We start from the raw sequence: 20,118 nt of genomic DNA on the forward strand, positions 1-20,118 counted from the left end.
CGCCAACCGGGGCGCGCCACCGAGGCCCTGCGATGACCTGGCTGCTGCCCCGTCTGCTGGTGGTGCTGGCGGCCCTCGGGCTGGGGGCGCTCGCGGGCTACCTCGCCGGTGGCTTGTTGCACACGCCCGACCTGGGCACGGCCATCGGTGCGGCCGTCGGCGTGGACCTGGTGGTGCTGCTGGACACCGTGCGCGGCGCCCGCCTGCTGCGCTGGCTGCGCGGCGACATGGCACTGGGCGCACCGCGCGACGCCGGCTTCTGGGCCGAACTGGCCTACCGGGCCGAGCGCGCCGTGCGCGAGCGCGATAAGGCCATTGCCGACGAGCAGCAGCGCCTGGCCGATTTCCTGTCGGCCATCGAGGCCTCGCCCAACGGCGTGGTGCTGCTCGACGGCAATGACCAGGTGCGCTGGTGCAACGCCATCGCCGCCGATCATCTGGGCCTGGACGGCAAGCGCGACCTCGGCCAGCCGATCACCAACCTCGTGCGCATGCCGGCCTTCGTGGCCTTTCTGCAGGGGCGCGACTGGCGCGAGCCGGTGCTGCTGACCGCGCCGGATGGCCGCTCGACCCTGCAGCTGGTGATGCGCGGCTATGGTGAGCGGCAAACGCTGCTGATCACGCAGGACGTCACCGAACGGCAGCGCGCCGACGCGATGCGGCGCGACTTCGTGGCCAATGTGTCGCACGAGATCCGCACGCCGCTCACGGTGCTGGCCGGCTTCGTCGAGACCATGGCCACGCTGCAGCTCACCGGCGCCGAGCGCACCCGGGTGCTGGCCCTGATGCAGCAGCAGACGCTGCGCATGCAGACCCTGGTGGCCGACCTGCTGACCCTGGCCCAGCTGGAGGGCAGCCCGCGGCCGCCGGTCGACCGCTGGGTGGCGTTGGGTCCCTTGCTCGAGCGTGCCGTGGCCGATGGCCGCACGCTGTCGGCCGGTCGTCACACGCTGGCGCTGGGGGCGGTGCCGGCGCTGGATATCGCGGGCCAGGAGAGCGAGCTGTTCAGCGCCGTGGTCAACCTGGTCAGCAATGCCGTGCGCTACACGCCTGATGGCGGCAGCATCGGCGTCACCTGGCAGGCGCGGCCCGACGGCGGCGGTGAGGTCCAGGTGCGCGACACCGGCATCGGCATCGCGCGCGAGCACATCTCGCGGCTGACCGAGCGCTTCTACCGCGTGGACGGCAGCCGGTCGCGTGACACCGGCGGCACCGGCCTGGGCCTGGCCATCGTCAAGCATGTGATGCAGCGCCATGGCGGCACGCTGGAGATCGACAGCGAGCCGGGCAAGGGCTCGTGCTTCCGCATCGCGCTGCCGGCCGGCCGGGTGCGGTCGCAGCCGCTGGTGCTGGAGACGGCCGAGGCGCCGGCCTCGCGCGTCAGCTGACCGGCCCGGCGCGGCGGAACACCAGCGTCCACTCGAAGCGGTCGGTCGGCCGGCGCTCGCGGGCCACTTCGGTCCAACCGGCCTGCCGGGCCGCGGCCACGCCGGGCGAATCGGCCTCGCCGCGCTGCACCAGCATCAGCACCGGGCAGGGGCCCTGGGCCGCATGGCTGGCGGCGTCCACGCGGTGACGGCCATGGAATTCCAGCGCCGCCACCAGCGAGGTCGACGCATCGGGCACGGCGATGCAGGCCCCGGGCGGCACATGCCGGGCCAGGCGCTGCGCCAGTGGCCGGTTGCTGCGCGCATAGTCCAGCAGCGGCAGCCACAGCGTCATCAGCAGCAGCCAGCACAGCGCCACGCCGCCGGCCGGCAACACCTGGCTCTTCCACAGCGCGGCGCGGTGGCGGCCGGTGCGCCAGCGCACCAGGGCCAGCCACACCACGCTGCCGGCCAGCGCCAGCAGCAACGGCAGCCAGGCCACCTGGGCCTGGAATCCCGGCGCCAGGCGCGCGATGTTGGCGGCCGGACGCGGCGGCACGCCGGTCTGCATGGCCAGGTACATCACCCAGATCACCCCAGCCGCCAGCGTGAAGAAGCACACCGAGAACCAGTCGACCGCCGCCGCGGTGCCGCGCTGCAGCGTGGGCAGCGCAAAGGCCGCCAGCACGGCCAGGCCGGGCAGGCCCAGCATCAGCGCGCGGTCGGTGCCGCCCATCGCCAGGCTGGCCGCAAAGGCCACACCGAACACCAGGCCGGGCAGGGCCAGGTGCCGTTCGGCCAGGTGGCTGCGCCAGCGCCATAGTGTCCACAGCGCCAGCGGCCAGGCCGGCCACAGGAACCACAGCCACAGCTTCAGCAGCGGCAGTGCAGCCGGCACGGTGGCCATGCGCCAGGCCCAGCTGTGCGTGGGCCAGCCGGCCAGCGCCGCCAGCACCAGTGCGGCGGCCAGCCAGGGCCACAGCGCGCGCACCTCGCCGTCGCGGCTGGTCAGAGACAGCCCCAGAGCCCCGGCACCCAGCACCAGGGCCATCGTGGGTGCACCACAGGCCGCCAGGGCCGGCAGCAACAGCAGCACGCCGATGCGTGGTCGCGATCCCGATGCGGCGGCCAGCACCCACTGCAGCCCGGCCACCACCGCCAGCTGGGCGATCTCGGGCGTCGTCTCGTGGCCCAGTTGCAGCAGGCCCAGCGTGGCCATCAGGGCCAGCAGCGCGGCGTCGGCCATCGCACGGGCATAGTCCAGCGGCGCCGCCTCGCCGCCGAAGGCGAAGGGCAGCGGCTGCGCAGCCTCGCTGCGGGCCAGGTGGAAGGTGGCGTACCAGGTGCCCGCCAGCGCCAGCGCCAGCAGCGCGGCAAAGGGCAGGCGGGCGGCCAGCGCCGGGTCCAGCCAGGGCTGGGTGAGCACGATGGCTGCGGCGCCCAGCCAGTGCGGCAGCAGCGCGGCATCGGTGGGCACGCCGCCCAGCGTGGGCAGCCACCACGACGAGCGCCCTTCGGCGATGGCCAGCATCTGGCCGAAGGCGGTGAGGTCGGCGCCGCGCCAGGGGTCGCGGCCGAACAGCCCCGGCAGCAGGTAGGCGGCGCAGAACAGGATCAGGGCCAACCGCGGCAGGCGCTGCGCGGCCTCGGCGGTGACGAGGGCAGGGCGGGGCGAAGGTGTCACGGCGGCGATGATGCCCGATGTGGCGAGGCGCTCCGGCAGGCGGCGCACAATGCAAAACGGCAGCCGAAGCTGCCGTTGTAGAGAGAGGCGGGTGGCGCCGCGTGCCCGCGACGCCAGGCGCCTTGTTCAGGCCTTCTTGGCGATGCCGACCTTGGCGAACTTGTTGCGGAACTTCTCGACGCGACCGCCCAGCGTGTCCACGCTCTTCTGCGTGCCCGTGTAGAACGGGTGGGTCTCGCTGGTGGTTTCCAGCTTCACCAGCGGCAGTTCACGGCCGTCGTCCATCTTGATGGTTTCCTTGCTCTGCACCACCGAACGGGTGACGAACTTGAAACCATTGGTCAGGTCGACGAAGCAGACGTCGCGGTAGTTGGGGTGGATGCCTTCTTTCATGGGAAACCCTTCGCTGTGGTGGCAGGCAGCCACGCGGCACCCTTTGCCACGCACTTGCCCGAAGCGGAAAACCCGCGATTATAGCGTGAGCCGAGGTCAGCCGCCTCGCCGCATCATGTCGAAGAAGTCCAGGTTGTTCTTGCTGGCCTTCATCTTGTCGAGCACGAACTCCATCGCCTCGATCTCGTCCATGTTGTAGAGCAGCTTGCGCAGGATCCAGGTCTTTTGCAGGATCTCGGGGCGCAGCAGCAGTTCTTCGCGCCGCGTGCCGCTCTTGTTGATCAGGATCGAGGGGTACACGCGCTTCTCGGCCATGCGGCGATCCAGGTGGATTTCGCAGTTGCCGGTGCCCTTGAACTCCTCGTAGATGACCTCGTCCATCTTCGAGCCGGTGTCGATCAGCGCCGTGCCGATGATGGTCAGCGAGCCACCTTCCTCGACATTGCGCGCGGCGCCGAAGAAGCGCTTGGGGCGCTGCAGTGCGTTGGCATCGACGCCACCGGTCAGCACCTTGCCGCTGGAGGGCAGCACGTTGTTGTAGGCGCGGGCCAGGCGGGTGATCGAGTCGAGCAGGATGACCACATCCTTGCCCAGCTCGGTCAGGCGCTTGGCGCGTTCGATCACCATCTCGGCCACCTGCACGTGGCGGGCCGCGGGCTCGTCGAAGGTGGAGGAGATGACCTCGCCGCGCACGCCGCGGACCATTTCGGTCACTTCTTCCGGCCGCTCGTCGACCAGCAGCACGATCAGGTGGATCTCGGGATGATTGGCCACCAGCGCGTGCGCGATGTGCTTCATCATGATCGTCTTGCCGGTCTTCGGCTGGGCAACGAGCAGTGCGCGCTGGCCTTTGCCGATCGGGGCGATCAGGTCGATGATGCGGCCGGTGACGGCGTCCTCGCCCTTGAGGCCTTCACGCTCGAGCTTGAACGCTTCCTTGGGGAACAAGGGCGTCAGGTTCTCGAACATGATCTTGTGCTTGTTCTCCTCGGGCGTCAGGCCGTTCACGCGGTCGACCTTGACCAGCGCGAAATAGCGCTCGCCGTCCTTGGGAACCCGCACCTCGCCCTCGATGAGGTCGCCGGTGTGCAGGTTGAAGCGCCGCACCTGGCTGGGGCTGAGGTAGATGTCGTCGGTCGACGCCATGTAGCTGGTGTCGATCGAGCGCAGGAAGCCGAAGCCATCGGGCAGCACTTCGAGCACGCCGTCGCCGAAGACCTGCTCGCCGGCCTTGGCGCGCTTCTTCATGATGGCGAACATCAGCTCCTGCTTGCGCAGGCGCGAGACGTTGTCGATCTCCAGCGCCTCGCCCATCTTGATGAGTTCGGAGACGTGGAGCGCCTTCAGTTCGGACAGATGCATCGGGGGTTCACCCTGGGGTGGTTGCCGCGCGCCTTGCCGGGGCGCAGTCGGCCGGATCGGACGGCCCCGGCTGTGGGCCCGCCGCCTTCAGCCGTTGGGGCCGAGGCTTGCACGCCGCACAGATGCGGCGTTGGCAGACTGGAACACGGGGGAGGGGCCGAGACCACGCGGTTCAAGCGCCGGGCGGCAGGCCCGGGTGGCGTGGTGGCAGGTGCCGGATCGCGCTGTGTGCCCGCTGTTGCGCCACTTGTGGCGGCGCACGGGAAATTCAGCGCGTTGGCAGCAGATTATAGATGCGGCGCGAGGAAGGCGGTCAATTGCGCCTTGGACAGCGCGCCCACCTTGGTGGCGGCCAGCTGGCCGTCCTTGAACAGCATCAGCGTCGGGATGCCGCGGATGCCGAACTTGGCCGGCACTTCACGGTTCTCGTCGACGTTCATCTTGGCGATGCTGAGCTTGGCGCCGTATTCCTTGGCGACCTCGTCCAGGATCGGGGCGATCATCTTGCACGGCCCGCACCATTCGGCCCAGTAGTCCACCAGCACCGGGGTGCCGGACTCGAGCACGTCAGCCTGGAAGCTGGCGTCGGTGGTGTGCTTGATCAGTTCGCTGCTCATCTGTGATTCCTTGGCGGCAGGGCCCTCCGTGGGGGAGTCGAAAGATTGTGGCACAAAGGCCCTGGCGTCGCGGCCGCCGGGGCCATGCACGGACGCAAGGTCGGCCGGCCGTCGGGCCCAATTCGGCCAGCTGACGGCGAACTGGCGCCGAACTGGCGGCGGCGCAGCCCGCATTTCAGGCCTTCGACGCAACAGCGGCGCCGTTCCAATCGGGCGAGACCCGCCCACCGCCCATGAACGCGCCCACCTCCTCCGAGCGACCCGCCGCTGCCGGCCAGGCGGTGCGTCGCCTGGGCCGTTTCCAGCTGCTGCGCCTGCTGGCCAAGACCCAGCAGAGCATGATGTGGCTGGTGAGCGAACCGCGCTTCGGCCGCGAGTGGGTGCTGGTGATCCCGCGCCGCCAGCCCGAGGATGCCGATGCGCTGCAGGCCTGGCTGCAGACGGCGCAGCGCGCCTCGCGCATCGATCACCCCGGCCTGGCCCGGCCGGTGGAGATCGGCGAGCAGGAGCGCTGGCCTTACGTGGCGTACGAGCGCGACAGCGGCGTGCTGCTGTCCGAGCGCATCGGCCGTTCCGGTCTGCCGGGCACCGAACTGGCGCCGCTGGCCATCCAGCTGCTGGAGGGCCTGGCCATGGCCCACGAGGCGGGTGTGGCCCACCGCGACCTGCACGCCGCCATGGTGCTGCTGCACGAAGGCGGTGGTGCACAGCTGCTGGGGCTGGGCGTGGTGCAGTCCGACGGTGCCGGCGGGCTGCCGGCCCAGCGCCGGGCCGCCGAGCAGGATGTGCTGGCCTTCGGCCTGGTGATGCACCATGGCCTGGTGGGCGAACCGGCGCTGCAGCAGCCCGACGTGATGCAGGTGGTGGCGCAGATGCCGCCGCTGGGGCGTGAGTTCGTGCGTCTGCCGCGTGGCACGGGGCCGGTGATTCCGGATCCCCTGCGCGCCATCGTCAACCGAGCCACCGACCGCCAGGAACGGCAGCGCTACCGCAGCGCACGCACGCTGGAGCGGGCGCTGTCGGGCTGGCTGCGCGCCGCGGGGGATGGCAACCTGGGGCCGCTGGCCCTGCTGACCGACCGCATGCGCAGCGCCGGCCTGCTGCCGGGCATGCCCGGTGGCGCGCGGCGTGCGGCGCGGCTGGCGCTGATGGACCGCGAGCGCACCTTCGAACTGGCCGCCGTGGTGCTGGAGGACGTGGGCCTGTGCTTCGAGCTGCTGCGCCAGGTCAACAGCGCCGCGGTGCGCGGTGCCATGGGGGCCGGCAGCGGACCGATCCTGACGGTGCGACGCGCCATCGCGCTGCTGGGCCTGGACAGCGTGCGCCAGGCCGCGCAGGCCATGAAGCCCTGGCCTGGTGCGCTGGGCGAGGCTCAGGCGCAGGATCTGTCGCAGCAGTTCGCGCTGGCCCGCCAGGCCGGGCGCATCGCGCAGATGCTGCGCCCTGCCGGCTACGACGCCGAGCTGTGCTACCTGCTGGCCTTGCTGCAGCGCCTGGGGCGGCTGCTGGTGCAGTACCACTTTCCGGAAGAGGCGGCGCAGATCCGCCGCCTGATGCTGCCGGCGCCCTCGGGCCGGCCCGACGAGCCCGAGGACCCCGGCATGAGCGAGGAGAGCGCCTCGTTCGCGGTGCTGGGCATCGACGTCGAGTCGCTGGCCACCGCGGTCGGGCGCCAGTGGGGGCTGGACGACGACGCCCAGCACATGATGCGCCGCATGCCGCTGGACGCCCCGGTGCGCGCGCCGCACAGCGACACCGAGCGCCTGCGCATCACCGCCAGTGCCGCCAATGAACTGGTCGACAGCCAGCTGCAGCCGCTGCACCACCGGGCCGCGGCGCAGCAGCGCGTGGCCCAGCGCTACGGTCGTGCGCTGGACGTCAGCCTGGCCGATCTGCAGCAGGCCCTGCTGGGCGAGCCGCCCACCGAGCCGGCCACGCTGGGGCCGCGGCCGGTGGACATCCGCCCCGACGATGCTCTGGACGACACGACCGCTGCGCCTGCCGCGGCGGCCATGCCGCCCGGCCGATCCGGCGCGCCCGCCGGAGCCCCCCCCGCCGCCGCGGCCGGCAGCCTGGCCGCGCGCCTGGCCGACGCCCGCCGCGCGGCCCGCCAAGGATCCACCTCATGAGCGCCGTGTTGCAGGCATCGTTGCCCTTGCGTCCCGGCCAGCGCCTGGGGCGGTTCCGACTCGAGGCCGTGCTGGGCCGTGGTGCCCAGGCCACCGTCTGGCGGGCCACGGACGAGCGACTGCAGCGCGAGGTGGCGCTCAAGCTGTTCACCGAGGGTGCCGACGCGGTGGGTGCCGCGCACTGGCTGCACGAGGCGCGCGCGGTGGGCCGGCTGGCGCATCCGCACATCGTGCCGGTGTTCGATGCCGACACCTTCGACGGCCATCCGGCCCTGGTGTTCGAGCTGGTGCAGGGCCCCACGCTGGCCGAGGTGCTGCGCCGCGACGGCGCGATGCCGGCGCGCGCCGCGGTCGAGCTGATGCTGGGCGTGGTGGATGCGCTGCGCGCCGCCCATGACCAGGGCATCGTGCACCGCGACCTCAAGCCCTCGAACATCCTGATCGATGCCGAGGGCCGCGCGCGGGTGATGGATTTCGGCATCGCCGCCCGCCTGGCGCGCCCGGGCGAGGGCGCGGCGGGCGAGGGCATGGTGGCCGGCACGCCGGGCTACCTGTCGCCCGAGGCGGCGCGTGGCGCGGCACCGACACCGCGCATGGACGTGTTCGCCGCCGGTGTGGTGCTGGCCGAGATGCTGTGCGGCCGGCGCCTGCTGGCCGAACGCGACGTGGCGCGCGCGCTGGAGCGCGTGCAGACCGAGGACCTGCGCCTGCCCGACGACACCGCGGCCGACGACCGCCTGCGCGCCGTGGTGCAGCACGCCATCGCGCGGGCGCCGGACGACCGCTACGAGAGCGCGGCCGCGCTGCGCGATGCGCTGATGCTGTGGCTGCAGCCGCCCGACGAGGCGCTGCCCGACAGCAGCACCGGCCATGGCACGCTCGACTTCCTGCTGCGGCGCATGCGCCACAAGAGCGACTTTCCGGCCATGTCGGACCGCGTGCTGCGCATCCAGCGCATGGCCAGCTCCGAGACCGAGTCGCTGCACAGCGTGTCCGACGAGATCCTCAAGGACGTGGCGCTGACCGGCAAGCTGCTGAAGCTGGTGAACACCGCGCATTTCCGGCGCGACGTGCACGGCGTGTCCACCGTCTCGCGCGCGGTGGCCCTGGTCGGCATGGCCGGCATCCGCAATCTGGCCCTGTCGCTGGTGCTGGTCGAGCACATGAAGGACAAGGGCCATGCGCAGCGCCTGAAGGAGAGTTTTCTGCGCGTGCTGCTGGCCGGCGAGATGGCGCACGAGCTGGCTGGCAACCCGCGCGATGCCGAGGAGGCCTTCCTCGGTGCGATGTTCTACAACCTGGGCCCGCTGCTGGCCGAGTACTACTTCCCCGACGAGGCCGAGACGGTGCGCGACGAACTGGCGCGCCAGCAGCGCGAGGGCCGCCTGGACCCCAAGGTGCATCCGGACCTGCTGGCCGACCGCGTGGCGCAGCAGGTGCTGGGCCTGGGCTGGGAGTCGCTGGGCGTGGGCGTGGCCAAGCACTGGGGCCTGCCCGAGGTGCTGCAGCAGTGCATGCGCCGGCCGAATGCGGCCTCGCCGGCGCGGGCCCTGCCGGCCGGGGCCGAGCGCATGCGCTGGCTGGCGGTGGCGTCCAACGAGATGGTCGAGGCGGTGTGGGAAGGCGACGAGCAGGGCCTGCCCGAGCGCCTGGAAGCCGTCGCCACCCGCCATGGCCGCGCGCTGGGGGTGGTGGGCACCGACCTGCGCCGTGCGGCCGAAGGCGCGCAGCGCGCGGTGCTGGAGATGGCGCCGGCGCTGGGCCTGTCGGTGCCGGCGGCGCGCCGCATGCTGGGCGCCAGCGCGGCGCTGCCTGGGCCGGCCCGCGTGCCGGCCGAGGTGCTGGCCACCGTACGACTGGACCACCGCCAGACGGCCGATCCCGCGGCGCAGGCGGCTGCGCTGGCTGCCGCACGCGAGGCGGCGGTGACGCTGCTGAATGCCGGCATCCAGGACATCACCGACACGCTGGCTGGCGATGCGGTGCAGCTCAACCAGGTGCTGCGCATGGTGCTGGAGACGGTGTACCGCGCGCTCGGCTGCCGCCGCGTGCTGTTCTGCCTGCGCGACGGGGCCACCGGCCGGCTGCGCGGCCGCTTCGGCCTGGGCGAGCAGGCCGACAGCCTGGCGCCGCAGTTCATCGTCCTGCCGGCGGCGCCCGAGGGCACGACGCCCGACCTGTTCACCGTGGTGTGCCAGAAGGGCACCGACACGCTGATCCCCGACCTGGCCGAGCCGCGCGTGGCCTCGGCGCTGCCGGCCTGGTTCAGGCGGCAGGGCTTCGGTGGCTCGTGCCTGCTGCTGCCGATGTCGCTGCGCGGCGCCCCGTTCGCGCTGATCTACGCCGACCACGCCGGCACCATGCCGGTCGAGGAGCGGGGTCGCGCGCTGCTGCGCACGCTGCGCAACCAGACCGTGCTGGCCTTCCGCCAGGCCGGTCACGGCCAGTGACCTGGCGCGGCATGGCCGCGCGACGCGGGTGGGGAGGGGTGGCCCGCGGACATGACCGCCGGGCGGGGGATCCAGGCAGGCACCGCGCACACGGGCGTTCGGTGGCTGTCTGACGGGTGAGAGGTGACGAGCCTGAACCTCGGCACTGGTTGCAACGGTTGGGGCTGCTTCGTTCCCGACCTGACCCGGTTGGCCGCGCTTCCATGCGAGGGGGCCCGTCGCCTTCATTGTAGGTGATGCGCCGGCGGGTCGGCCGGTGTGCCGGCGCCCATGACGCAGAATGGGTGTTTTTGGCGCCGCCACTGCTTGGCTCCCGTCCGTGACCACGCTCCCGCAGACCCTGGCGCTGATCGACGACGACGTCGCGTTCAGCGAGTACCTCACGCAGTTCCTGCAGCAGCAGGGCATCTCGGTGCGCTGGTTCGCCGACAGCGACGACCTGCTGTGCAGCGAGCGCCCGTTCGAGTTCGACTTCTACATCGTCGACCTGATGCTGCCGGGCGTGGACGGGCTGAGCCTGCTGCGCCTGCTGCGCCGGCGCACCGACGCCGGCGTGCTGGTGGTCTCGGGCAAGCTGGGCAATGACGTATTCGACCAGGTCATCGGCGCCGGCGCCGACATGCACCTGGCCAAGCCGGTCACGTTCGAGCAGGTGCTGCTGGCAGTGGGCAGCGTGTACCGCCGTGCGGCGCGCACGCTGGACGCCACGCCGGCCCAGGCCTGGCGGCTGGACGAGTTGCAGCGCCGCCTGGTGGCGCCCGACGGCGCCACCATCGAACTGAGCCCCACCGATGTCAGCGTGCTGGCCTGCCTGCTGGAGGCCAAGGGTGAGACGGTGGGCCATCAGACGCTGCTGAGCCTGCTGGGCCTGTCGTCCGAGGACGACCCGAACCGGCTGCATGCCACCATCTACCGGCTGCGCCGCCGCATCGAGCGGGCCACGCCGGCGCTGGTGCCGCTGCAGTCGAAGTCGCGCGTGGGCTACGTGTTCCGCGCGCCGCTGGTGCGCGCCTGACCGGCGGGGCCGGCTCAGGCCGGCGTGTCGCTGGGGTCGGGGAACACCAGGCGGGCGCGCAGGCCCTGCGGCAGGTTGGCCGACAGCACCAGCCGGCCATGGTGCAGCGCCATCACGCGGCGCACGATGAACAGGCCCAGGCCACGGCGCGGCACGGCCGGCGTCGCGGTGTCCGGGCCGGGCGTCGGCGGGGCGCCGGCTTCCAGCAGCGCCGACAGGCGGCCCTGGCCGTCGTCGGACACCACCAGGGCCACGGCGGGCGGATCGTCCTGCTCCTCGATCGACAGGCTCACCTGCACGTCCGGGCCGCCATGCTCGAAGGCGTTGCGCATCAGGTTGCGCAGGGCCAGGCGCACCAGGCCGGGCTCCAACTCGGCCGAGCGCAGCGGCGTCTGCCACTCCACCCGCGTGCGTGCGCGCTGCGACTCGGGCAGGTCGCCCAGCACCAGGTGCACCAGCAGGTGCAGGTCGACGTCCTGCACCACCAGCGGTTCGCGGCGGGTGAGCATCAACGCCGCAGCCAGCGTGTTGTCGAGCACCGAGCGCACATCGCCCAGCATGGCCTGCGCGCGCACCACGCGCTCGGTGAGCTGGCGCGCGTCGGTCGGCTGCGGCGCCTGCACCAGCAGGGCCGCGGCCTGCAGCGCACCGCTGGCGTTGTGCAGCGGCTGGCGGATCTCGTGCGCCAGCACGCGCAGCAGCTGGTCGCGCTCGGTGGCCAGCTGGTCGCGCTCGGCCAGCAGGGTGCGCAGTGCGGTGGCGGCCTGCTCGGCGGCCTGGCGCCGCGCGGTCTCGGCCATCTGGTCCTGCCGCGCGCGGTGCTCGGCGCGGCGCACGCGGTCCAGCACCATGCCCAGGTAGCCCAGGTTGCCGTACAGCGCGGCGGCCAGGGCCGCCAGCACCAGCAGGGCGAAGTCCCAGCTCATGCCCTGCGGCTGCGCCGGCAGCCAGCCCAGCGCGATGCCGGCCACGCGCAGCAGCAGCACCAGCACCAGGGCCGACTCCACCCAGGCCAGCGCCATGCCGTTGCGCGAGCGGGCGGCCAGCGCGGCGTGGTAGGCCTGCCAGGCCAGCACCGCGGTGCCCAGCGCCAGCGCGCCCTGGCCGAACAGCGAGCGGCCCAGTGGCGTGAGCCACAGCGCCGCCAGCTGGTAGGCGGCCACCATCGCCAGCCAGGCCGCCAGCGCACGGCCGCAGCGGGCGGGGCGGCCCATGTCCAGCCGCAGGGCCAGCACGCGCAGCGGAAACGAGCCGAAGGCCAGCGCGAAGGTGCCGGTCTGGGCCAGCCAGGACGGCACCTGCTCGCGCAGCGCCAGCATGGCCATGGCCAACCCGGCGCTGGCAGCGCCCAGCGACCACAGCGCCAGCGGCACGCGTGGATGGCGGCGCTGCAGCAGCGCCCACACGGTGAGCGCCACCAGGGCGTAGAGCAGGCCGACGATCAGCGTGGCGGCTGTCGGGCGGATGTCCAGCATCATGGCCGCAGGGCGGCCGGGGCCGGGCCGTTCTCGCTGGGATCGGGAAACACCAGGCGAGCCTGCAGGCCGCGCGGCATGTTCGGCGCCAGCACCAGCTGGCCGTGGTGCAGCGCCATCACGCGGCGCACGATCACCAGCCCCAGGCCGCGGCGCACCAGCGCCGGTGCGCCGGCATGGGGCGGCACCGGCGGTGCGCCGCCTTCCTCCAGCTGCGGGCCGGGACGGCCGTCACCGGTGTCGGCCACGGTCAGCACCACGGCGGGCGGCGCCTCCTGCTCCTCGATGCGCAGCGTCACCTGCACGTCGGGCCCGCCGTGCTCGAAGGCATTGCGCAGCAGGTTGCGCAAGGCCAGGCGCACCATGCCGGGCTCCAGCTCGGCCGAGCGCAGCGGCGTGAGCCAGTCCACCCGGATGCGCGCGCGCTGTGCCTCGGGCATGTCGCCCAGCACCAGGTGCGCCAGCAGGTGCAGGTCCACGTCCTGCACCACCAGCGCGTCGCGCCGCGTGAGCATCAGGGCCGCGGCCAGCGTGTTGTCGAGCACCGAGCGCACGTCGCCCAGCACGGCCTGGGCACGCCGCAGCCGGCCCGACACCTCGGCCGTGTCGGCCGGCCGGGGGGCCTGCACCAGCAGGGCCGCGGCCTGCAGCGCGCCGCTGGCGTTGTGCAGCGGCTGGCGGATCTCGTGGGCCAGCATCTGCAGCAGCTGGTCGCGCTCGGTGGCCAGCTGGTCGCGCTGCTCGATGGCCTGTCGCAGCTCGGTGGCCGACCGCTCGGCGGCCTCGCGGCGCGCCGCCTCGGCCAGCTGATCGCGGCGCGCGCGCAGCTCGGCCTCACCCAGGCGGTCGAACTCCATGCCCAGGTAGGCCAGGTTGCCGTACAGCGCCGCGGCGATCAGCACCACCACCAGCAGCCAGAAGCTGGGCACGTCGGCCATCGGCTCGGCGGGTGACTCGCCGGCCAGCACCGACTGGGCGCGGTACAGCATGGCCACCACCAGCAGCCATTCGACGCCAGACAGCACCAGGCCGCTGCGCGAGGGCAACTGGCGGCCGGCGCGCAGCGCATGCTGGGCCACCAGCGCGGTGCCGCCGGCGCTCAGCAGCAGGCCCACGAGCACCCGCAGCGTGGTGTCGCCCTGTTCGGCCACGGCCACGAACAGCGCGATCGCGCCGGCGCACAGCGCCGCCAGCCGCCGTCCGTGCACCGGCAGGCCCAGGCCCTGGCGCAGCCCGGCCACACGCAGCGCGTGCGAACACAGCATCAGCGCATTGGCCAGCGGCACGCTCACCCACCACGGCACCGCCGGGCGCGCGGCGATCAGCATCACGCCGATGCCCAGGCACATCGAGCCGGCCGACCACAGATCGACATGCGGCGTGCTGCGGCCCCGGCGCACCGTGACCCAGACCGTGATCGACAGCAGGGCGTAGATGGCGCCGGACAGCAGGGTCAGGGCGGGGGCGGAAATCGACGGCAACATCGCAGGCGGGCGCCCGCCGCGGGCCGCGCGACACCGCGGCCGCCGCAGACGGGCAAGCGGGCGATTGTCGGTGCGCCGCGCGGTGGGTCAGCCCTCGGCGGGCGGGCGCACGATGATCGAGCCGTCGTCCAGCGCCTCGGCGATGCCGCGGCGGCTGAGCTGGCGCATCACGCGGCACACCATCTCGCGCGAGGCGCCGACCATCAGCGCCATCTCGGTGCGGCTGACGCGGCCACGCGCATGGAAGGCGCCATCGCCGCAGGGCTCGCCATGCTCGCGCAGGTAGTCGATGACACGGTCGTGCACGTCGTGCAGCGCCAGCGAGGCGATGCGCCGGTTGGCGCTGCGCAGGCGCTGCACCAGCACCTGCACCATGGCCTGGGCGAACTCGGGCCAGTCGCGCAGCTGTTGGTCGATGTCGCGGCCGGACAGCATCAGCACCTCGCACTGCACCAGGCAGCGCACGCTGCCGCCATGCGGCAGCCCGTCGAGGACGCCCAGCTCGCCGAAGAAGTCGCCGCGGCGCAGCACCTGCAGCAGCAGCGCGCGGCCGTTGTGGCCGGTGCGCACCGCATGGGCCTTGCCGCTGAGCAGCACGTGCAGCGTGTCGCTGCTGCGGCCCTGCTCGACCACGCGCTCGCCACGGCGGAAGTGGCGCACGGTGGCCCGCGCCAGCAGCGACGCCACCCGCGCCGGTGGCAGCGTGCTGAACAGCGGCAGCTCGCACAAGGCCGCCGGGCTGAGGTCGATGGGGGCTCGCGTGACGGCGGCGGCGGGCGGCTCGGCCGCCGCCGCGCGCAGGGGCGGCACGGATCCGAACACGGCGCTGGGCGCAAGGAGAGCAGTGGGCGACGACAGCATGGTGCATTTCCGGCAGACCTGGCGCCGAGCCCGCGGTGGCAACGCCCGCCGCTTCGGCCCGACACCCCGGTTGCAGGACTCCCTGAGTGAGTTCGATCGGGTATGACCTGATTGTGATCATATATGACCGATGCTGATCAATGCTCGCCCGTGAACCCGCAGTCGTGGGGGCGGGGCGGAACGTGGAAACGCTTTCTTTCCTGCTGGCGGTAATAACGCGAAAAACGAGCGTACAAAACGCCGGCGCCGATCAGAAAATGGCGCCGCCACCGGGCGCGGGCCTCAGAGGAGGTCGTCGGGCACCAGCTGGTACAGCAGCCACAGCTTCAACCGCTGCCACCAGGGCGGCGTGGGTTCCTCGCGCAGGCGTTCGTCAACGCCGGCGGCGGCATCGCGGCCCAGCCACTCCAGGCTCTGGCCGTCGGCGGCTAGGCGCACCTCGAACAGGCCCGACGGTTCGGCCGGCTGCAGCTGCTGCTGCACCTGGCGCACCAGCTCGGCGCTGTCGACCAGCAGCATCAGCTCGGTGTTGGTGCCGGCCGAGCGCGGGTCGAGGTTCATCGAACCCACCAGCAGCAGCCGCTCGTCGATGAAACCCAGCTTGGCGTGCAGCCGGCCCACGCTGTTGGCCAGCACCTCGCGCAGCGGGGCATGGCGCTTGAGCCGCTCGGACGACAGCTCGAACAGCCGCACGCCCGACTGCAGCAGCGCCAGCCGGTGGCGGCCATAGGCCACGCTGACCAGCGGCTCGTCGCTGTCGACCAGCGAGTTGGTGGTGACCTGCACCTCCACGCCGCGCTCGCGCGCGCGGCGCATGCCGTCCAGTCCGGCGGCGCTGGGCAGGAAGTAGGGCGTGACGATGTCCACCTTGCGTTGCGCCGTGGCCAGCAGCTGGGCCACCGGCAGCGTGGGGGTCGGCGTGCCGCGGGCGGCGGTCTTGTCGGGGGAATCGAAGAAGACCTGCGCGCGCTCGGCCACCACCCAGGGGGCGCGGCCCAGGCTCCAGCTGGCGGCCTGGCCGGCCGGCACCGCACGCAGCGGCGCCAGGCCGGGGCGGGTGAGGGCCTCGACGCTGGCGCGGCGCGCGTCGGTATCCAGCGTGTTGTCGGCCAGCTGCTGCACCGGCACCGCGAAGCGGCTGTTCCAGAAGTCGTCGAAGTGCGTGGCCAGCTCGGGCACCACGGCGCCGGCGCACAGCAGGTCGAAGTCGATGAAGTTGCCCTCGTCGCTGCGCATGAAGTAGGCATCGGCCAGGTTGCGCCCGCCCACCACGGCCAGGCGGCCGTCGGCGATGAACAGCTTGTTGTGCATGCGCCGGTTCAGCCGGCCGAAGTCGCTCACCAGGCTGAAGCCGCGCAGCAGCCAGCTGTCGCGGCCGGCCGGAAACGGGTTGTACAGCCGCACCTCGACATTCGGCTGGGCCGCCAGGCCCAGCAGCAGATCGGTCAGGCCGGCGGTGTACAGGTCGTCCACCAGCAGGCGCACGCGCACACCGCGCGCCGCGGCCTCGCTCAGCGCGCGCAGCAGCTGGTGGCCGGTGGCGTCGTCACCCAGCAGGTAGGTCTGGATGTCGATGCCCGACTGCGCGCGGGCGATCAGCGACAGCCGGGCCTGCAGCGCCACGCTGGACAGCAGCATCGGGCGGAAGGCCGAGCCGCCGGCCGGGGCACCCGACGCGGCCGCCACGCGCGACAGCGGGGCGTCGTCGACGGCGGTGATGAAGCGGGCCGGCGGGCCGGGCGCGCGTTCGGGCGTGGGCAGTGCGGCGCAGCCGCCGAGCCCGGCCAGCAGCCCGGTGGACAGCAGCATTGCCAGCCGCCTGGTCAGCCATCCGACCAGCCAACCCGCGAGCCAACCAATCTGCCACCGTGGCGGCGTGATCGGGCGCCTGCGGGCCACGGCCGTGGCCTGCCTTCAGCGCAGCTGCAGGTCGTCGTCGCCGAAGCGCACGCCGATCGGCTCGATCAGCAGCTGCTTCGGGCCGGCCTCCACCACGCCGGCGATGCGCGCGCCGATGCCCTGGGCCTGGGCCACGGCCACCGTGCGCTCGGCATCCTCGGCGGCGACGAAGATCGCGAAGCCGGCGCCCATGTTCAGCGTGGAGTACGCCTCGCGGTCGTCGTGCTGGGCATGGTGCTGGATGAACTTCAGCACCGGCGGCACCGGCGGGAGGGTGTGGATGCGGTAAGTGAAGGCCGCCGGGTGGCGCAGCAGCTTGCGCCAGCCATGGCCGGTGATGTTGGCGCAGTAGTGCGGCACGATGCCGGCGGCCCACAGCGCCTCGGTGACGGGCGAATACAGCGGCGTGGGCGCCAGCAGCGCAGCGCCGTAGGTGAGGCCGGGGTGGTTGACCGGGTCGACCTCGGTCAGCCAGCCGTTGGGCAGGCGCTCCACCAGCTTGCGCGCCAGGCTCAGGCCGTTGGCGTGGATGCCACTGGCGTCCAGCAGCACGATCGCGTCACCGGCCTGCAGGCCATCGCCCACCGAGAGCCGCTGCTTGGGGTTGATCAGGCCGGTGCACGAGGCCGCCAGGTCGATGCGGCCGGCTTCGACGATGCCGGCCAGCGCCGGCGTCTCGCCGCCGCCCCAGGCCACGTTGCACACCTCGCAGGCCTTCTTCCAGCCGGCCACCAGGGCCTGGGCGCGCTGCGCGTCGCCGAACCAGTCGGAGCCGCCGGCGGCCCAGTAGGCCTGCACCACCAGCGGCGTGGCGCCCACGGTGATCAGGTCATTGACCGCCATCGCAATGGTGTCCTGCGCGATGCCGTCGTACCAGCTGCGGCCGGTGAGGGTGGCCATCTCGTCGGCCACCAGGGCCTTGGAGCCCAGGCACTCGACGATGGAGGCGATGTAGAACGGGCCCACGTCGACCACATAGGCCGATTCGCCGCGCGAGGCGGCCACCTCGGTGAAGCCGTGGCGGCCCAGCTGGGTGGCGGTGGAGGCGGCAGCGCGCTGGGCGCTGACCTTCAGCGGATCGATCAGGTCGTAGTTGACACCGGCCTGCTCGTAGCTGAGCGTGCCCGGGTTCGAGGGGGCGTGCGAGGAACTCATGGGCGGGATTATCGGCGACGGCTGCGGCCGCCCCGGGCGAGGGCAGTCCCTACAATGCCGCCGCATGAGTGATGTCGTCCTGGCCCGCAAGTACCGCCCGCGCAGCTTCGAGCAGATGGTGGGCCAGACGCACGTGGTGCAGGCGCTCACGCACGCGCTGCAGTCGGGCCGCCTGCACCATGCCTACCTGTTCACCGGCACCCGCGGCATCGGCAAGACCACGGTCAGCCGCATCCTGGCCAAGAGCCTGAACTGCACCGGCCCCGACGGCACCGGCGGCGTCACCGCCCAGCCCTGCGGCCGCTGCCAGGCCTGCACCGAGATCGACGCCGACCGCTTCGTCGACTACATCGAGCTCGACGCCGCCAGCAACCGCAGCATCGACGAGATCCGCGACCTCATCGAGCGCGCCGCCTACAAGCCCAGCGTCGGCCGCTACAAGGTCTTCATGATCGACGAGGCGCACCAGCTCACCAAGGACGCCTTCAACGCGCTGCTCAAGACCCTGGAAGAGCCGCCCGAGTACCTGAAGTTCGTGCTGGCCACGACCGACCCCGAGAAGATGCTGCCCACGGTGCTGAGCCGCTGTCTGCAGTTCAACCTGCGGCCGATGGCGCCCGAGACCGTGCGCGAGCACCTGGCCCAGGTGCTGCAGGCCGAAGCCGTGCAGGCCGACGCCGGCGCGCTGCGCCTGCTGTCGCGCGCCGCGCGCGGCTCGATGCGCGACGCGCTGTCGCTGACCGACCAGGCCATCGCCTACGGCGGCGGCCAGCTGGGCGAGGAGGCCGTGCGCGCCATGCTGGGCAGCGTGGACCGCTCGCACGCCACCCGCCTGGTGCTGGCCCTGGCCCAGCGCGACGGCCCCACGGTGCTGGCCACCGTGCAGGGCCTGCGCGACCGCGGCCTGTCGGCCGCCGGCACGCTGGAGGAGATGGCCGCGCTGCTGCAGCAGATGGCCATCGAGCAGGCCGTGCCCGGTGCGCTGGACGACACCGATCCCGACACCGCCGGCGCGCGCCACCTGGCCGCCGCGCTGGCCGCCGACGAGACGCAGCTGCTGTACGGCATCGTGATCCACGGCCGCGCTGAGCTGGGCCTGCTGAGCGACGAGTACGCGGCGCTGACCATGGTGCTGCTGCGCTTCCTGGCCTTCCCGCCGGCGGGCGCCGCCGCACCGGCCCCGGCCCGCGCCGCACCGCTGGCCGTGACACCGGCGATCGCCCGTGCCACCGCGCCGGCCCGCCCGGTGGCCGCGCCGGTGCAGACACCGGTGCAGGCTCCGGTGGCGGCCGCGCCTGCACCGGCACCTGTGGCGCCCGTGTCGCCCGTGGCGCCCGCCGTGCACGCGCCGAAGCCGCCGGCCGGGCCGGCTGCCGCCCCCGCGGTGCTGCGTGCCGCCGAGCCGACGGCACCCGTCGCCCTGGCCGCACCGGCTGCGCCGGCCGCCCCCTCCCGCCCCGTGGCCGCACCGGCAACGGCAACGGCGCCGGCCGCGCGTCCCGCCGCCAGACCGGGCAGCCGGCCGGCCGCCACCCAGGAGGTGCCGCCCTGGGCCGACGAGGATGTGCCGCCGCTGGACGCCTATGCCGATGGCGACTTCGCCGGCGCGCCGGCCGATCTGCCCGAGCCCGATCTGCAGACGGCCGCTGCGGCACCGGTGCGCCGCCCGCAGCCGTCGGCCGGCACGGCCGCGACTGCCGCGTCGATCGCGGCACCGGCCACCGCGCCCAACACCGGCGCCACCACGGCGTCCGCCACACCGCCGGCCAGCGCGCCGCTGCAGGTCACCGAGATGGGCGAGCTGTGGAACCGCACGCTGCGGCCGCTGGTGGCCCCGGGCGGCGGCCTCGTGGCCCTGGTGCGCGAACTGGCGGTGCAGGCCGAGTTGCTGGCCGTGCAGCCGATCGGCCCGGGCGAGGGCGCCGGCCGCCGCTGGCGGCTGCGCGTCGAGCGCGAGTCGCTGCGCGCACCGCCGCTGGTGCAGAAGCTGGCCACCGCGCTGCAGGCCGCGCTCGGCGAGCCGGTGCAGCTGGACACCGAGGCCGGCGTGCCGCAGGACTCGATCTCGCGCCGCGACATCGAGGCCCGAGAGGCCGCGCAGCGCCAGGCCGAGCAGACCATCCGTGGCGATGCCGCGGTGCAGGCGCTGATGGCGCAGTTCCCGGGCGCGCGCATCGTGCCCGGCTCGATCAAGCCGGTCAGCCCGCCCGCGGCCTGAGCCCCAACC

Annotated in this window: 14 protein-coding genes and 1 other RNA gene; 5 read left to right on the forward strand and 10 right to left on the reverse strand. The window is 73.1% G+C overall.

Going from position 1 to position 20,118, the window contains the following annotated elements:
• Positions 1 to 32 precede the first annotated feature (32 nt).
• Entirely contained in the window at positions 33 to 1,388 is a 1,356-nt protein-coding gene (gene phoR / locus AACH10_RS09035; RefSeq protein WP_341410059.1) for a phosphate regulon sensor histidine kinase PhoR, read from the forward strand.
• On the opposite strand, the gene AACH10_RS09040 is transcribed toward phoR, so the two are convergent.
• The 4 genes from AACH10_RS09040 to trxA form a co-directional block, all read right to left on the reverse strand.
• Complete coding sequence (locus AACH10_RS09040) at positions 1,381 to 3,051, reverse strand: hypothetical protein (protein ID WP_341410060.1); 1,671 nt, start codon at positions 3,049 to 3,051, stop codon at positions 1,381 to 1,383. The genes phoR and AACH10_RS09040 overlap by 8 nt on opposite strands.
• A gap of 126 nt (positions 3,052 to 3,177) precedes the next feature.
• A complete protein-coding gene (locus tag AACH10_RS09045) occupies positions 3,178 to 3,444 on the reverse strand; it encodes a type B 50S ribosomal protein L31 (RefSeq protein WP_341410061.1) in 267 nt (88 codons plus the stop codon).
• 96 nt (positions 3,445 to 3,540) lie between these two features.
• The gene (gene rho, locus AACH10_RS09050; protein WP_341410062.1) at positions 3,541 to 4,806 is read right to left on the reverse strand and encodes a transcription termination factor Rho; all 1,266 of its coding nucleotides are present in this window, start codon (positions 4,804 to 4,806) and stop codon (positions 3,541 to 3,543) included.
• Between the two features lie 287 nt (positions 4,807 to 5,093).
• Entirely contained in the window at positions 5,094 to 5,423 is a 330-nt protein-coding gene (trxA, locus tag AACH10_RS09055) for a thioredoxin TrxA (RefSeq protein ID WP_341410063.1), read from the reverse strand.
• A 233-nt stretch (positions 5,424 to 5,656) separates the two neighbouring features.
• On the opposite strand from trxA, the gene AACH10_RS09060 reads away from it, so the two are divergent.
• Both AACH10_RS09060 and AACH10_RS09065 read left to right on the forward strand, forming a co-directional pair.
• Entirely contained in the window at positions 5,657 to 7,552 is a 1,896-nt protein-coding gene (locus AACH10_RS09060) for a serine/threonine protein kinase (RefSeq protein ID WP_341410064.1), read from the forward strand.
• Positions 7,549 to 10,002, forward strand: coding sequence for a protein kinase domain-containing protein (locus AACH10_RS09065; protein WP_341410065.1), 2,454 nt, complete (start codon positions 7,549 to 7,551; stop codon positions 10,000 to 10,002). Before AACH10_RS09060 ends, AACH10_RS09065 begins: the two co-directional genes overlap by 4 nt.
• A gap of 122 nt (positions 10,003 to 10,124) precedes the next feature.
• Here the strand turns inward: AACH10_RS09065 and ffs are convergent.
• Positions 10,125 to 10,222, reverse strand: an RNA gene (ffs, locus tag AACH10_RS09070) — signal recognition particle sRNA small type.
• Between the two features lie 99 nt (positions 10,223 to 10,321).
• Here ffs and AACH10_RS09075 point away from each other — a divergent pair.
• A complete protein-coding gene (locus AACH10_RS09075; protein ID WP_341410066.1) occupies positions 10,322 to 11,017 on the forward strand; it encodes a response regulator transcription factor in 696 nt (231 codons plus the stop codon).
• A 14-nt stretch (positions 11,018 to 11,031) separates the two neighbouring features.
• Here AACH10_RS09075 and AACH10_RS09080 read toward each other — a convergent pair whose 3' ends face one another.
• From AACH10_RS09080 to AACH10_RS09100, 5 genes are all read right to left on the reverse strand, one after another.
• On the reverse strand, positions 11,032 to 12,495 hold the full coding sequence (locus AACH10_RS09080) for a sensor histidine kinase (RefSeq protein WP_341410067.1): 1,464 nt from the start codon (positions 12,493 to 12,495) through the stop codon (positions 11,032 to 11,034).
• Entirely contained in the window at positions 12,492 to 13,976 is a 1,485-nt protein-coding gene (locus AACH10_RS09085; protein WP_341410068.1) for a sensor histidine kinase, read from the reverse strand. The genes AACH10_RS09080 and AACH10_RS09085 overlap by 4 nt, the downstream gene beginning before the upstream one ends.
• 87 nt (positions 13,977 to 14,063) lie before the next feature.
• Positions 14,064 to 14,837, reverse strand: a complete 774-nt coding sequence (locus tag AACH10_RS09090) for a Crp/Fnr family transcriptional regulator (RefSeq protein WP_341410069.1) — start codon at positions 14,835 to 14,837, stop codon at positions 14,064 to 14,066.
• Between the two features lie 282 nt (positions 14,838 to 15,119).
• Positions 15,120 to 16,646 (reverse strand): phospholipase D family protein, encoded by a 1,527-nt coding sequence (locus AACH10_RS09095; RefSeq protein ID WP_341410070.1) that lies wholly within the window; start codon positions 16,644 to 16,646, stop codon positions 15,120 to 15,122.
• Between the two features lie 105 nt (positions 16,647 to 16,751).
• Positions 16,752 to 17,891 carry an AIR synthase related protein gene (locus AACH10_RS09100; protein ID WP_341410071.1) on the reverse strand — a complete coding sequence of 380 codons (1,140 nt, stop codon included), beginning with the start codon at positions 17,889 to 17,891 and terminating at the stop codon, positions 16,752 to 16,754.
• A 64-nt stretch (positions 17,892 to 17,955) separates the two neighbouring features.
• On the opposite strand from AACH10_RS09100, the gene dnaX reads away from it, so the two are divergent.
• The gene (gene dnaX, locus AACH10_RS09105; protein WP_341410072.1) at positions 17,956 to 20,109 is read left to right on the forward strand and encodes a DNA polymerase III subunit gamma/tau; all 2,154 of its coding nucleotides are present in this window, start codon (positions 17,956 to 17,958) and stop codon (positions 20,107 to 20,109) included.
• Positions 20,110 to 20,118: the final 9 nt, after the last annotated feature.

This window comes from Pseudaquabacterium inlustre, from assembly GCF_038066595.1.
In the GTDB taxonomy this organism is placed as follows: Bacteria; Pseudomonadota; Gammaproteobacteria; order Burkholderiales; family Burkholderiaceae_C; genus Pseudaquabacterium; species Pseudaquabacterium inlustre.

What these genes read in the sequence shown, in the direction of transcription:
- phoR (WP_341410059.1), top strand. Translation starts at nt 33, where the DNA reads ATGACCTGGCTGCTGCCCCGTCTGCTGGTGGTGCTGGCGGCCCTCGGG.
- AACH10_RS09045 (WP_341410061.1), bottom strand. Translation starts at nt 3,444, where the DNA reads ATGAAAGAAGGCATCCACCCCAACTACCGCGACGTCTGCTTCGTCGAC.
- rho (WP_341410062.1), bottom strand. Translation starts at nt 4,806, where the DNA reads ATGCATCTGTCCGAACTGAAGGCGCTCCACGTCTCCGAACTCATCAAG.
- trxA (WP_341410063.1), bottom strand. Translation starts at nt 5,423, where the DNA reads ATGAGCAGCGAACTGATCAAGCACACCACCGACGCCAGCTTCCAGGCT.
- AACH10_RS09060 (WP_341410064.1), top strand. Translation starts at nt 5,657, where the DNA reads ATGAACGCGCCCACCTCCTCCGAGCGACCCGCCGCTGCCGGCCAGGCG.
- AACH10_RS09065 (WP_341410065.1), top strand. Translation starts at nt 7,549, where the DNA reads ATGAGCGCCGTGTTGCAGGCATCGTTGCCCTTGCGTCCCGGCCAGCGC.
- AACH10_RS09080 (WP_341410067.1), bottom strand. Translation starts at nt 12,495, where the DNA reads ATGATGCTGGACATCCGCCCGACAGCCGCCACGCTGATCGTCGGCCTG.
- AACH10_RS09085 (WP_341410068.1), bottom strand. Translation starts at nt 13,976, where the DNA reads ATGTTGCCGTCGATTTCCGCCCCCGCCCTGACCCTGCTGTCCGGCGCC.
- AACH10_RS09090 (WP_341410069.1), bottom strand. Translation starts at nt 14,837, where the DNA reads ATGCTGTCGTCGCCCACTGCTCTCCTTGCGCCCAGCGCCGTGTTCGGA.
- AACH10_RS09095 (WP_341410070.1), bottom strand. Translation starts at nt 16,646, where the DNA reads ATGCTGCTGTCCACCGGGCTGCTGGCCGGGCTCGGCGGCTGCGCCGCA.
- AACH10_RS09100 (WP_341410071.1), bottom strand. Translation starts at nt 17,891, where the DNA reads ATGAGTTCCTCGCACGCCCCCTCGAACCCGGGCACGCTCAGCTACGAG.
- dnaX (WP_341410072.1), top strand. Translation starts at nt 17,956, where the DNA reads ATGAGTGATGTCGTCCTGGCCCGCAAGTACCGCCCGCGCAGCTTCGAG.